This window comes from Rhodococcus cerastii (assembly GCF_033042195.1).
In the GTDB taxonomy this organism is placed as follows: domain Bacteria; phylum Actinomycetota; class Actinomycetes; order Mycobacteriales; family Mycobacteriaceae; genus Rhodococcoides.
In genome coordinates, this window is record NZ_JAWLKF010000014.1 from 19,371 (window position 1) to 32,608 (window position 13,238).

The 13,238-nt window shown below is 66.0% G+C and carries 13 protein-coding genes; 5 read left to right on the top strand and 8 right to left on the bottom strand.

The window, feature by feature from the left end:
- Window positions 1-46: 46 nt before the first annotated feature.
- Both shiA and R3P93_RS20185 read left to right on the top strand, forming a co-directional pair.
- Complete coding sequence (gene shiA / locus R3P93_RS20180) at window positions 47-1,414, top strand: shikimate transporter (RefSeq protein ID WP_317533897.1); 1,368 nt, start codon at window positions 47-49, stop codon at window positions 1,412-1,414.
- Window positions 1,411-2,247 (top strand): shikimate dehydrogenase family protein, encoded by an 837-nt coding sequence (locus R3P93_RS20185; RefSeq protein WP_317533898.1) that lies wholly within the window; start codon window positions 1,411-1,413, stop codon window positions 2,245-2,247. The genes shiA and R3P93_RS20185 overlap by 4 nt, the downstream gene beginning before the upstream one ends.
- Here R3P93_RS20185 and R3P93_RS20190 read toward each other — a convergent pair.
- From R3P93_RS20190 to R3P93_RS20215, 6 genes are read right to left on the bottom strand one after another with little or no spacing between them, the layout of a single operon-like run.
- Window positions 2,237-3,091, bottom strand: coding sequence for a 5-oxoprolinase subunit C family protein (locus R3P93_RS20190; protein ID WP_317533899.1), 855 nt, complete (start codon window positions 3,089-3,091; stop codon window positions 2,237-2,239). The genes R3P93_RS20185 and R3P93_RS20190 overlap by 11 nt on opposite strands.
- Window positions 3,088-3,690: a 5-oxoprolinase subunit PxpB gene (gene pxpB / locus R3P93_RS20195; RefSeq protein ID WP_317533900.1), complete on the bottom strand. Its 603-nt coding sequence runs from the start codon at window positions 3,688-3,690 to the stop codon at window positions 3,088-3,090. Before pxpB ends, R3P93_RS20190 begins: the two co-directional genes overlap by 4 nt.
- Window positions 3,690-4,448, bottom strand: a complete 759-nt coding sequence (locus tag R3P93_RS20200; RefSeq protein ID WP_317533901.1) for a LamB/YcsF family protein — start codon at window positions 4,446-4,448, stop codon at window positions 3,690-3,692. Before R3P93_RS20200 ends, pxpB begins: the two co-directional genes overlap by 1 nt.
- A 10-nt stretch (window positions 4,449-4,458) precedes the next feature.
- The gene (locus R3P93_RS20205) at window positions 4,459-5,337 is read right to left on the bottom strand and encodes a metal ABC transporter permease (RefSeq protein WP_068053774.1); all 879 of its coding nucleotides are present in this window, start codon (window positions 5,335-5,337) and stop codon (window positions 4,459-4,461) included.
- Complete coding sequence (locus tag R3P93_RS20210) at window positions 5,334-6,167, bottom strand: metal ABC transporter ATP-binding protein (RefSeq protein ID WP_094640928.1); 834 nt, start codon at window positions 6,165-6,167, stop codon at window positions 5,334-5,336. Before R3P93_RS20210 ends, R3P93_RS20205 begins: the two co-directional genes overlap by 4 nt.
- A gap of 31 nt (window positions 6,168-6,198) precedes the next feature.
- On the bottom strand, window positions 6,199-7,212 hold the full coding sequence (locus R3P93_RS20215; protein ID WP_068053783.1) for a metal ABC transporter solute-binding protein, Zn/Mn family: 1,014 nt from the start codon (window positions 7,210-7,212) through the stop codon (window positions 6,199-6,201).
- A 142-nt stretch (window positions 7,213-7,354) separates the two neighbouring features.
- Here R3P93_RS20215 and R3P93_RS20220 point away from each other — a divergent pair, with 142 nt between their 5' ends.
- Window positions 7,355-8,461, top strand: coding sequence for a LacI family DNA-binding transcriptional regulator (locus tag R3P93_RS20220; RefSeq protein WP_300518739.1), 1,107 nt, complete (start codon window positions 7,355-7,357; stop codon window positions 8,459-8,461).
- Window positions 8,462-8,659: 198 nt separating this feature from the next.
- On the opposite strand, the gene otsB is transcribed toward R3P93_RS20220, so the two are convergent.
- Both otsB and R3P93_RS20230 read right to left on the bottom strand, forming a co-directional pair.
- Complete coding sequence (gene otsB / locus R3P93_RS20225) at window positions 8,660-11,203, bottom strand: trehalose-phosphatase (RefSeq protein ID WP_317533902.1); 2,544 nt, start codon at window positions 11,201-11,203, stop codon at window positions 8,660-8,662.
- A gap of 59 nt (window positions 11,204-11,262) precedes the next feature.
- Complete coding sequence (locus R3P93_RS20230; RefSeq protein ID WP_037190693.1) at window positions 11,263-12,006, bottom strand: FadR/GntR family transcriptional regulator; 744 nt, start codon at window positions 12,004-12,006, stop codon at window positions 11,263-11,265.
- Between the two features lie 80 nt (window positions 12,007-12,086).
- On the opposite strand from R3P93_RS20230, the gene R3P93_RS20235 reads away from it, so the two are divergent.
- Window positions 12,087-12,647 carry a gluconokinase gene (locus tag R3P93_RS20235; RefSeq protein ID WP_068053791.1) on the top strand — a complete coding sequence of 187 codons (561 nt, stop codon included), beginning with the start codon at window positions 12,087-12,089 and terminating at the stop codon, window positions 12,645-12,647.
- Window positions 12,648-12,891: 244 nt separating this feature from the next.
- Window positions 12,892-13,194: a WhiB family transcriptional regulator gene (locus R3P93_RS20240; RefSeq protein WP_008713079.1), complete on the top strand. Its 303-nt coding sequence runs from the start codon at window positions 12,892-12,894 to the stop codon at window positions 13,192-13,194.
- The last annotated feature ends 44 nt before the right edge of the window (window positions 13,195-13,238 follow it).

A 13,238-nucleotide genomic window follows, 5' to 3' on the forward strand; every position in this document is an offset into this window, starting at 1 on the left:
TAACAAACAACTGTGCGCTATACGCACAAAATCGAAGGGCCGACAAGTGAACGTTGACGTCGCAGTCGCGGACGGATCCAGAGCACGGAAGGCTGCCATCGGCAGCTTCGTCGGTGCCGTGGTCGAGTGGTACGACTTCCTGCTGTACGGCATCATCGCCGCGCTGGTGTTCAACTCCCAGTTCTTTCCGAGCGTCTCGCCCGCGGTCGGCGTGATGGCCGCGTTCGCCACCTTCGGCGTCGGCTTCCTCTTCCGTCCTCTCGGCGGGATCTTCTTCGGCCACTTCGGTGACCGCCTCGGGCGCAAGCGCATGCTGATCTGGACGATGCTGCTGATGGGCGTCGCAACCGCGTTGATCGGCCTGGTTCCCAACTTCGAGTCGATCGGTTGGTTCGCGCCGCTACTGCTCGTGCTGCTGCGTGCGATCCAGGGCTTCGCGGTCGGTGGCGAGTGGGGTGGCGCATCGCTGATGGCCGTCGAAAGTGCGCCGGCGAAGAAGAAGGCGTTCTACAGCAGCGGCGTGCAGGTCGGCTACTCCGTCGGTCTCATCCTCGCGACCGGCGCGGTCACCATCATGAGCAACCTGCTCAGCGACGACGCATTCACCAGCTGGGGCTGGCGCGTACCGTTCCTGGCCAGCGCCGTGCTCGTACTGTTCGGCCTGTGGATCCGATCCGGTGTCGAAGAATCGCCCGTGTTCGAGCAGGCAGTCGAGGAGAGCGGCGAGAAGAAGAAGCTGCCGGTCATCCAGGCGATCACCGAGCACCCCGGTTCCTTCCTCAAGATCATCGCGCTGCGTATGGCCGAGCTGTTCACCATGTACATCGTCACCACGTTCGCCCTGAGCTACACCGTCAACGAACTCGGCTACGAGCGTCAGTTCATGCTCAACGTCGCGCTGCTGGTCGGTGCCATCGGCATCCTGAGCATCCCGGCCTACGCGGCCATTGCCGACCGCTTCGGCCGCAAGCCGATCTTCGTCACCGGTGCAGTCGTCGGCGCACTGGCGGCCGTGCCGTTCTTCCTGTCCCTGCAGGCAGCCTCGGTCGTCGCCATCGTGATCCTCGCCGTCATCCTGGTCAACGTCTCGCACGACATGGTGGTCTCGGTGCAGCAGCCGCTGTTCACCGAAATGTTCGGCCCCGAACTGCGCTACAGCGGAGCAGGTGTGGGCTATCAGGTCGCCAGCGCGATCGCCGGTGGCTTCACCCCCTTCATCGCAGCCGCTCTGGTCAGCTGGAACGACGGCTCCTGGCACTACGTCGCGGCATACCTGGCCCTGGGCTGCATAATCTCGGCCGTGGTCGCAGCACTGATGAAGAACATGGGCTCCTCGGATGTCACCTCCATCTCCGATCAGGCCGCCCCTCCAGCAGAAGCCGTTGTTGCAGAGCGCGTCTCGAAGTCGGTATGAGCTCACTGACCCTGGTCGGCTCGCACGCGTCCACCGCGATGTCACCCGCGCTGTGGACGCGTGCGTTCGAGATCGCCGACGTGCCCTCCCGCTACGACGCCTGGGAGGTCGCCGACGTTGCCGACCTACCCGATGTCGAGGATGCCCTGCGGGGCGGCCGTACCGATGCTGCGAACGTGACCATGCCCTGGAAGCATTGGGCTGCAACGGTTGCCGACGAGGCGGATCCCGATGTGGTGGTGTCGGGGGTGGCGAATCTGTTGTTCCTGCGATCGGGTGCGCTGTTCGCCATGAACACCGATATCGCGGCGGTGCGAGCGGCGACCTCGGGACGTACCTTCGGCTCGGCGCTCCTGCTCGGAGCAGGTGGCGCCGCGCATGCGGCCGCGTTCGCGCTACAGGGCCACATCGAGAGGCTGGTGGTCTCGGATGTCGACAGTCGTGCGGCGGAAGGTCTCGTGGGCGAACTCGACGGGTACGACGGTTCCGCATCGGTCGTCGACTGGTCGGATCGAGCAGTGGATCTGGAGTGCTACGACCTGGTGATCAACGCGACGCCGATCGGCCGCGACGGCTCGGAGGATCAACTCGTCTGGGGTGCAGGTGAACTCGGGCCAACGGCGACGGTGTACGACTTCGTCTATGCCGACACGCGCAATGCCGTCGAGTCCTATGCGGCGGACCGAGGAATCGAACTGATCGACGGATGGACTCACCTGTTCCACCAGGCCGACGCCATGGTTCGCCCGCTCGGCCTGCCCGCTCGGATGTCGGATGCACTGCGTCGCAGCATTCGTGAGATCTGCCCCGCTGCAGCCGGGATCAACCGATAGCGCGGAAGTGTATCTGTGTTCCCGGCGTCAGCTGCGCGGCTGCGGAGACGTCTGCCGCAGTGACAACCGCGATCACCGGATAACCGCCCGTGACGGGGTGGTCGGCGAGAAACAGCACCGGCTGCCCGGACGGCGGAACCTGAAGCGCACCCAGAACCATTCCCTCACTGGCCAATTCGTCCTCTCTCGTGCGGCGCAAGGGTTCGGCACCGTCCAGCCTGATTCCGACGCGATCGGAATCCTGCGTGACGGTCCACGACTGCTCGAGCAGAATCGATCGGGCGCGCGCGGTGAACCAGTCTGCACGTGGACCGAAGGTGATGCGCAGTGTGTCGGACCACGCGGGCGGTGGAACGAACTCTGCTGCAGGCCACTCGGCTTTGTCGTTCCCGACGGGCAGGGCGGTACCGGGGGAGACCACAGCCGGGCCGAGACCGGACATCGTGTCCGTCGACCGACTGCCGAGGACGGTAGGAACGCCGATCCCGCCCCGCACCGCCAGGTAGCTACGTAGACCGCTTGTTGGCGTGGACAGCTCCAGTTCCTGCCCGGCTCGGAGGAGGATGGTCGAGTACAGACCCTGCTCCGCACCGTCCACGCGGCAGACCACGTGCGCCCCGGTGACGGCCACGATCGCGTCGAACTCGGCGCGGACCTTAAGCCCACCGAACGTCACTTCCAGTGTTGCGGCCTCGGAAGTGTTGCCCACCAGCCTGTTCGCTGCATCGTGCGAGAGCAGGTCTGCCGCCCCCGAGCGACCGACCCCGATCGACGCATGCCCCGGGCGACCGCGATCCTGCACGGTGCACAGCGGTCCCGTCTGCAGAACGGTGAGGGCTCTCATGCCTGCTCGAATCGGACGGTGGTGCCGGGCCGGAGCAGCGCCGGTGGGTCGCGGTCGAGGTTCCAGAGTGGTGCGTCGGTGCGTCCGATCAGCTGCCAACCGCCCGGCGAGGAGCGCGGATAGATACCCGAGAACTCACCTGCCAGGCCCACCGAACCGGCTGGGACGCTGGTGCGCGGCGACGAGCGCCGCGGAACGTGTAGCCGCGCGTCGGTGCCGACGAGGTAGCCGAAGCCGGGCGCGAAACCGCCGAACGCAACGGTCCACGTCTGATCGACATGTGCCGCAACGACCTCCGTGGTGGACATGTCGGTCAGACGGGCCACCTCGTCGAGATCCTCGCCGTCGTAGACAACCGGGATCGTGACGGTCTCCGAGTGATCTCCATCGGTCGTCACGGCGGGTGACACTGCCGCGATCCAGTCCAGTATCGGCTGCTTCGGCCCGTCGAACATCACCAGCACGGTCCGAGCAGCGGGAACCAGATCGACGACGCCGGCCGGTGGGTCCAGCGTGAGTGCACGGTAATACGCCATCGCCTCGTTCAGGCCGTCGAATTCGACGAGTGCTGCACCCTCGCCGGCAGAGAGAATGCGCATCAGACGAAAGCGGTGATGTCGATGTCGTTGGCGCGGAGGAACTCCGAGACGGCAGTGGCCATCGCGACCGCGTCAGGGGAGTCGCCGTGCAGGCAGATCGATTCGGCCCGAACGTCGATTCTCGAGCCGTCCACCGCCTGCACGGTGCCGTCGGTGATCATGGTCAACACGCGCTGGGCTACGGCGTCGGGATCGGACAGTACTGCGCCGAGTTCCGAGCGCGAGACCAACGTTCCCTGTGGGGTGTAGGCGCGATCTGCAAAAGCCTCTGCGACGGTGCGCAATCCGGCTCGCTCGGCTTCTTCGAGGAAGATCGAATCGGGGAGCCCCAGTACCGGCAGCGTGGGGTCGTAGGCGAGGACTGCGTCGACCACGGCCTTGGCCTGGCCGTGATGGTGCACGATCGCGTTGTACAGCGCCCCATGTGGTTTGACGTAGGCGATGGCCGATCCGGCGACCTGGGCGAGGCCGTCGAGTGCGCCCATCTGATAGATCACGTCCGCGGTGAGGTCGGCGGGGGAGACGTCGAGAAAGCGTCGGCCGAACCCGGCGAGGTCGTGGTAGCCCACCTGCGCTCCGATGCGTACGTCCGCTGCCGCGGCCGAGCGGCACGTACGCAGCAGAGTGGTCGGATCACCGGCATGGAAGCCGCACGCGACGTTGGCGCTCGACACCAGGGCGAGCATCGCGTCGTCGTCGCCGAGAGTCCATGCACCGTAGCTTTCGCCGAGATCGGCGTTGAGATCGATGGACGTCACCCTCGACATCCTAGGCGGCGACGAGCCGTCCGGAATTGGCCTTGCGGGTTCCGCCGATCGCGCGGCAGACGAGGTAGATGACGAACGAGATTGTGGTGACGAACGTCGACACCGGCAGGCCCGGGGCGAGGGAGAGCAGGATGCCGCCGACGGCGGCGACCTCGGCGAACAGAATGGACAGCAGCGTCGCCTTGAGCGGGCTGGCCGTCACTCGCGCGGCAGCGGCGGCCGGGGTGATGAGCAGCGAGAGCACCAGCAGTGCGCCGACGATCTGGACGCCCAGTGCACAAGCGACGCCGACGAGTACGGCGAACACGACCGAGAGGGCGCGGACGGGAACGCCGCGGGCCAGCGCCACCTCGGGGTCGGTGCTGGCGAACAGCAGCGGCCGGTAGACGACGGTGAGCACGATCAGTACCAGCACCGCGCAGACCAGCAGCAGCTGGATACCGCTCTGTCCGACGCCGACGATCTGGCCGATGAGCAGCGAGAAGCTGGTTCCGGTTCGGCCGGGGTAGAGCCAGATGAACAGCACCGACAGTCCGAGGCCGAAGGACATGATGACGCCGATGACCGAGTCGCGGTCGCGGGCCTTGCTACCGAGCAGCGCGAACATCACCGCTGCGACAACGGATCCGACGATGGCTCCGAGGCCCACGGTGATGCCGACGAGCAGGGCTGCGGACGCACCGGTGAGCGAGAGTTCGCTGGATCCGTGCACGGCGAACGCCCACTGGCGGCTGACGATCAACGGTCCGAGGGCACCGGCGAGCAGCCCGAGAATGGCGGCGGCTATGAGTGCCTGCTGGACGAAGTCGTATGTCAGCAGGTTGGCGGTGGTGTCGAAGTCGAGCATCTTCGAGAATGCGTCGAGAACCTTCTCGTTCATGCCTTGTCTTCTCTGTCGTGCGGCACGGGTGGGTGGTGTGCGCCGGCCGAGCCGAGCGCATCGATGGAATCGCCGGTTCCGACGACGATGAGCCGGCCGCGGACCTTCAGCACCTCGACCTCGGTGCCGTAGAGCTCCGAGAGGACCTCGGTGGTCATGACGTCCTCGGGAGTTCCGATGCGGAACCGGCCGTCGACGATGTAGACGATGCGGTCGACGAGGGGGAGGATCGGGTTGATCTCGTGCGTCACGAACAACACGGCGGTCTCGTGCTCCCGCCGTCGGCGATCGATGAGGCTCGAGACCAGGGATTGGTTGGCGAGATCGAGGCTGAGCAGGGGCTCGTCGCACAGCAGTACCGACGGATCGCCGACGAGTGCCTGGGCGATGCGCAGTCGCTGCTGCTCACCGCCGGACATGGAGCCGACCGGCGCACCCGCGAACGAGTTGGCGTCGACCTGATCGATCGCTCGCTGCACCGTCTCCTTGCGCCTTCGTATGCCGCGCAGGCCCATGCCCCACCGATGGCCGTCCCAGCCGAGGCCCACGAGGTCGCGTCCGCGCAGCGGCAGATCGTCGTCGATGTTGCGCTGCTGGGGGATGTAACCGACGCCCGACTGGCCGCGACGGACGGGATTGCCGTCGATCGCGGCCGTGCCGGACGTGAGGTGATTCTGGCCGAGCAACACTTTGAGCAAGGAGGTCTTACCCGAGCCATTGGGGCCGAGAACGGCGACGAACTCACCCTTCTCGACCGTCAGGTCCAGGTTCTGCCACAGCGTGCGCTCGCCGAACGCCAGTCCGGCATCGCGCAGTTCTACAGCAGGCATGTACTACAGCTTTCCATCACGCCGGTTCGGGTCAGGAGGCGGTGGTGAGCGCGGCCTGCAGATCCGTTGCAGCCTTGGTCTGCCATTCGAGATACGTCATGCCGGCAGGCAGCGTTTCGGTGACCTCGACGACGGGGATGCCGGCCGCCTCGCTGGTGGAACGGATGTCCTGGGTGACCGCATCCTCGGTCTGGATGTTGTAGATCAACGCGCGAACCGAGTTCGACGTGAACAGATCTCGCGTCGCAGCGATGGAAGCGGGCGAAGGATCGTTGCCTTCCTCGATGGAATCCTTGAAGTCCTCGGGGGTGCGATCGTCGAGATCGGATTCCTCGATGAGGTAGTGCGCGATCGGTTCGGTCTGTGCCACCGGTGCATTCGGGAAATCAGCGGCAATCTGTGCGGTCACGTCGGTGATGGCGTGGACCTGCTCGTGGAAGGTCTCGGCGTTGGCGGTGTACTGCGCGGCGTTGTCGGGGTCGAGCTGACCGAGCTTCTCGGCGATCTCCTCGGCGGTGTGCGCGGCGACCTCGGCGTTGTACCAGACGTGCTCGTTGACCTCACCGTGTGAATGGCCGTCCTCGCTCGCCGGTTCGGCTGCTGCTTCCGAGGTGGGCTCGTCGGAGGAGTGATCGTGGCTGTCGTCGAGCAGCGTGAAAGCGTCGACGGACGGTACGTTCTGGCCCTCGGAGGCGAGGATGTCCTCGATGAACTCGTCGTAGCCGCCACCGTTGTAGACCACCAGCGAAGCCTCGGCGACGGCGGCAGCATCGGCCGGGCTGGCCTCGTAGGAGTGCGGGTCGGCAGAGGGATCGGAGATGATCGACGTCACTGTCGCCAAGTCGCCTGCGACTGCCTCGGCGACGCTTCCCCACACGTTCGTGGATGCAACGATCGTGATCGGTCCGTCGACGGCGGTGGCCGGTGCGGACTCGGTGCTCGCGGATTCGGTGGAGCTGCACGCGCTGAGCGTGAGCGCTGCGGCGCAGGTCAGGCCCAGTACGGCCGTGAGCTTGGTCCGGGACGCGCGATGGTTGGACGACATCGATGTACTCCTGATGAGCGGAACTTGACGCTAATGGAAACCGTTACCGTTGTACTCTAGCGCGCAGTGGGGTGGCGGATCGAATCGGATGAACGCGACCTCGAGTTTCTCTGCGCCGCGTTGTGGGACTAACGTCCCGGTTATGGCCAGGTCAAGCGAACCGCGACGTCAGGCGACGTTGGCGTCGATCGCTGCCGAGCTCAAGGTTTCTCGCACCACTGTCTCGAACGCCTACAACCGACCCGATCAGCTCTCCCCGGAGCTTCGCGAACGCGTGCTCCAGGCCGCGAAACGCCGCGGCTATGCCGGTCCCGACCCGGTCGCCCGATCGTTGCGCACCCGTAAAGCAGGTGCCATCGGGCTGCTCCTCACCGAAGCACTCAGTTACTCCTTCCGTGACCCAGCCGCGATGAGCTTCCTCGCCGGACTCGCCGAATCCTGCGAAGCCGCCGGACAGGGCCTGCTGCTGATCCCCGCCGGAGCCGAACGCGACGACGTGCAAGCCGCCGCTGTCGTCCAACAAGCCGGAGTCGACGGATTCGTCGTCTACTCCGTCGCCGACGACGACCCCTACCTCGCTGCCGTGCGCGAGCGCCACCTACCGATCGTCGTGTGCGACCAGCCCCGCAACATCCCCGAAGCCGCCCTCGTCGCCATCGACGACCGCGGCGCGATGAAAATGCTTGCCGCACATCTGATCTCGCTGGGCCACGAACACCTCGCGGTACTGTGCATGCGTCTCGGACGCGACCGCCGCGATGGCGTCGTACCCCCGGGGCGGTTGGCCGACAGCCACTTCCACGTCCAACGCGAACGCATCGCCGGAGTTCAGGCCGCCATGATCGACGCCGGACTCGACCCCGACACCCTCACCGTCGTCGAACGCTTCGACCACACCGTTCGCTCCGGCCACTCCGCCGCCGCCCAAGCACTGCAGGCCAACCGCGAAACCACCGCACTGCTGTGCACCACCGACGTCATTGCCCTCGGTGCACTCAACTTCGCCCGGGTCTCCGGAATCGATGTGCCGAGCCAACTCTCGGTCACCGGATTCGACGGCATCTCCGACGCCATCCGCGAAAACCTCACCACCGTGCGCCAGGACGCCGAGGAAAAAGGCCGTCGAGCAGGCAAACTGGTTCTCTCGTCCTCGCACTCGGGCATCGTCGCCGCCGAAACTCTGCCGACCGAACTCTTCCGCGGCCGAACTGCCGGACCGCCGCCGAAACAACCGCCCGCTATCGCCTGAGCTGTCCCTCGCCCGCCCGCCCGCCCCAGTTCGCCCGCCCGCCCTCGTTCGCCCGCCTCAGTTCGCGTCAATGGACCATTGCACGGCTCAGACGTATGCAGGGTGCCATCCACGCAGCGGACCCCAGTGGGTGAATGAACCACTGCACCTGTCAGACGTATGCAGTGGTCCATTGACGCAGCTGGGGGGGGGTGAGCCCTAGGCGCTGAGCAATCTCGCGCAACGCAGCAGGCCCAGGTGACTGTAGGCCTGGGGATGGTTGCCTAGTGATCGTTCGGCGATGGGGTCGTATTCCTCACTGAGCAGTCCGGTGGGGCCTGCGGCACTGACGAGTTGAGCGAACAGTGCTTCGGCCTCGGCGCGTTGTCCCACCAGCAGGTAGGCCTCCACGAGCCAGGCGGCGCAGAGATGGAAGCCGCCCTCGCCGCCGGGCAGGCCGTCGTCGTGGCGGTAGCGGTAGACCGTCGAGCCGCTGCGCAGTTCGGCTTCGGTGGCAGTGACGGTGGCCGCGAAGCGGGGGTCTGCCGGGTCGATCAGTCCGGACAATCCGATGAACAGCGTCGCGGCGTCGAGGTCGGTGCCGTCGTACGCGGCGGTGAAGGACTGCACTTCCTCGTTCCAGCCGTTGGCGAGCACTTCCTCGCGGATGGTATTGCGCAACGATGCCCAACCGGGTTCTGTTGTACGACCGAAGGTTTCGGCCAGACCGATGGCGCGATCGACGGTGATCCAACCCATCACCTTGGAGTAGACGTGGTGCCGGGGGTTGTCTCGAATCTCCCAGATGCCGTGGTCGGGCTCGAACCAGCGACGCTCGACGGCCTCGACCATGGCGCGGACGAGTTCCCAATCGTCGTCGGACAGGCCGTTCTCGGACCCCTTGGCCTTGCGTGCGTGGGCGAGGGCGGACACCAGTTCGACGATGGGGCCGAAGACGTCGAGCTGAACCTGTTGATTCGCAGCATTTCCCACGCGCACCGGACGCGAGCCGGCATAGCCGGGCAGCTCGTCGATGACAGCTTCTGGCGGTAGACCCAGACCCCAGATGGTGTAGAGCGGGTGCAGACGCTCGGGGCCGGAGACCGACTCGAGTACCCCGTGAATCCAGGAGAGGTAGTTCTCGGCCTCGGCCGTCGAGCCGACGTCGACCAGCGCGGCTGCGGTCAGTGCGGCATCGCGCAGCCAGCAGTAGCGGTAGTCCCAGTTGCGCACTCCGCCGATGTCTTCGGGTAGCGAGGTGGTGGCCGCGGCCATGATCGAGCCGGACTCCGCGTGGACGAGGCCGCGGAGGGTCAGTGCCGATCGCTTCATCAGATCGCGCTTGAGCGGCGGCAGGTCCAGGCCGTCGGCCCAGTCCTTCCAGTATGCCTCCGACGCGCGGCGACGCTCCACCTCGTCCCACGGATGCTCGCTCAGATCGTCTGTGCCGAGCCGCAATTCGAGAACGATCGGCCCGTTCGAGGGATCGACCTCGGCGTGCGCGGCCTGCTGCGAACCGTCGGACACGATGTTCCAGGTGACGCCGGGACTGCGCAGCACCATCGGATCTGCCGTACCGAGAATGCGCAGGCCGTCCACATCGGGTTCGAGTGAGGCCCAGGCCTTTCCGAACTCCGGACGCGGCGCGAAAGTCACCACGGCGGTGGCCTTGCCGGTGATGACGCGGGTCAGCGCGGTCTGGCCCTGGCCGATGTCGTGCGGCAGATAATCCGTGACCTGCAGGCTGGCCCACTTGGTCTGCACCGTCATCGTGCCGTCCACATACTGCTGGCTCAACGGAAGCGATGCGCGGGTCGGCCCGACGCTGAAGTGGCCGGCCTGATCGCCGCCGAGCAGGTGTGCGAACACGGCTGCGGAATCGGGTTCGGGGTGACACAGCCAGGTGACGTCGGCGTCGGGGGTCAGCAGGGCAACGGCATTGGGGCTGGCCAACATCGTCAGTCGTTCGATGCGCGGGGCGTCGGCTCCCGAAAGCCACTGCCGTCGCTCCTCGAGCAGGAATGCCAGGGCGAGGGCGACCTGCTCGGTGCTGTCGATGCGAAATTCCGCGAGGGTGTCTCCCGGTCCGATCTTGACGCCGATGTCCGGCCCGTGCAGGTGTCCGAAGGCCTTCTCGTCGGTGACGTCGTCGCCGAAAAAGACTGCGGCAGTGGCAGCTTCCTGGTGTCGAAGGATGTCGAGGGCGACACCCTTGTCGGTGACGATCACTGCCAGCTCGATGACTGACTTGCCCTCGGTGACCTGAACGCCGTCCCGCGCCGCCGCACCGGATCGCACTGCTGCGAGGGCTTCCTCACCGGCGGCGGTCTCGGCGTTGCGGACGTGCAGCGCGACGCTGGCCGGCTTGGTCTCGATGCTGACGCCGGGATGGGCGTCGGCGATCGCCTGCAGTTCGCCGGTGATGACGGTGAGGAGCTTCTTGGCGTTGTCGTCGATGGCATTGACGAACCCGGCGTCGAACTCGCTGCCGTGACTGCCCACCAGCTGCACCTCGGACGGCAGGCGCGAGAGGATCGCGAGATCGCGGAGGGCACGTCCGGAGATGACGGCAGCGTTGGTGCCGGCGAGGGAGGCGAGGCCGCGCATGGCGCTGACCGACTCGGGGTGGGGGAAGGCCTTCTGCGGGTCGGAGACGATCGGCGCCATGGTGCCGTCGTAATCGGACGCGACGAGCAGACGCGGAGTCCGAGCTACTCCAACGAGCGCGCGGCGAAGTTCGAGCGGCAATTCGAGAGCAGTCACCCGTCGAATCTAGGCGATGAACCCCGCCTCGGCGTACCTGGCTTTGTGCGCGGGATGTATCACTGCTGGTCGGGGACCAGACCGGGCGACGGAGTCACACCGGAGGCCGCCGACATCGAGGCGGCGGACTTGGTGACGATGGCCAACATGGCTCGCTGGGCGCCGTCGGCGTCGCCGGATTGGATCGACGACGCCACCACGCCGTGCAGTCGGATCGCCTCTGGGTCGGCTTGGCGGGACATCAGGGCGTGGCGGGTGCGGCCCGCGAGCACCTCCACGACGATGTCGGACATCGACCGCAGCATCGGGTTGCCGGAGGCCGCGAGCAACGTGCGATGGAAATTGCTGTCGTGTTCGAGGTAGGCGTCGGAGTCGGCGGCCCGGGACGTCGACGACATTCCGATGACGGCGGCCGTCAGCGCGCCGCATTGCTCGGGTGTTGCTCGATGCGCAGCGAGCTTGGCTGCCAAAGGCTCGATCCCCGAACGTAATTCGCTGAGCAGCAGCAACTGCTCGGCGCGGGCCGGCCCGGCCAGTTGCCAGCGGATGACCACAGGGTCCAGGGAGTTCCAGTTCTGCGAGCCCTGCACGGTGATCCCCACGCGTCGACGCACGGTGAGCAACCCCAGCGATTCCAGGACGCGAACCACTTCCCGGACGACGGTCCGCGACACGGTGAACCGCACGGCGACGTCGTCGGCCGAGATTCGGGTCCCGCTCGGGATCGCGCCGCTCACGATGTCGCGACCGAGCTCGTCGAGCACCGAATCGTGCAGCTGGCGGAAGTCGCTGGTCTCGCTCATGTCCGGTCGATCGTCCCACGGGTCGCCCGGTTTCTCGCGTCTGTCCGATCCGCGCGAGCGTGATGGAGCAGTATCGAGGGATGGCAGCACAGACGACAGGCAGAGCACATCATCCGGTTCTCGTGGTGATGGGAGTGTCCGGCTCGGGTAAATCCACAGTGGCGGGCATCCTCGCCGGAGCATTGAAATGGGACCTGCAGGAGGGCGACGACCTGCACCCGGACGCCAACGTGGCGAAGATGGCGTCGGGTCAGCCTCTGACCGACGAGGACAGGTGGCCATGGCTCGACGTGATCGCGGAGTGGATCACCGAGCACACCTCCACCGGTCGATCGGGAATCGTCACGTGCTCGGCCCTCAAGCGGTCGTACCGAGACGTGCTGAGCGCCGCATCGAGGGACGGGGCCGAGGTGATCTTCGTGCATCTGGCCGGCACCAAGGACCGAATCAGCGGACGCCTCAATGCTCGAATGGATCACTTCATGCCGTCCTCGCTGCTCGACACGCAGATCTCGACCCTCGAGCCGCTCGGTGACGACGAGAACGCGATCGTCGTCGACATCGGGCCGCCGCCGACCAAGATCGCCGAGCGCATTCTCGTCGAGCTCGAAAAGCGTGCGGGAATGTCGGAAAGTCACTGATCGCCGTTTTGTGACCGCCATGGTGGATCAATGTGACTTTCAGTCGGTCTGACTGTGGCAATGCGACATTCATCCGGGCCTGGGGCCGCAAACGGGGCGCAGATCTGCTGACGGCTGTCCTGAACGTGCAATTTTCAAGCAAGCGCGCTTGCTTTTAAGTACTACGAATGACCGAAAGGACTTGTAAAAGTATGACGAATGCGAGATAGTGAGCTTGTTCACTTTTTCAGTGAGGAGACAGCTCATGGTGCGAGGCGCACCCGCCAGGCCGGTCCAACTTCCCGTTCCCAACGCAGACGTCTGGGACTGGCAACTCGACGGTCTGTGTCGCGGATTGGACTCGTCCGTGTTCTTCCACCCCGAAGGCGAACGAGGCCGCGCTCGCACCTCGCGTGAGAAATCCGCCAAGCAGGTCTGCGGCCGCTGCCCGGTACTCGAACAATGCCGCCAGCACGCCCTCGAGGCGAACGAGCCCTACGGCGTATGGGGCGGAATGTCCGCACACGATCGCGCCGACTTCTACCGCGGAGCCGTTCGTACCGCTTGATCCCTCAGCGGGTTCGGTGCGGTGGCAGTGGGGGATTGTGGCAA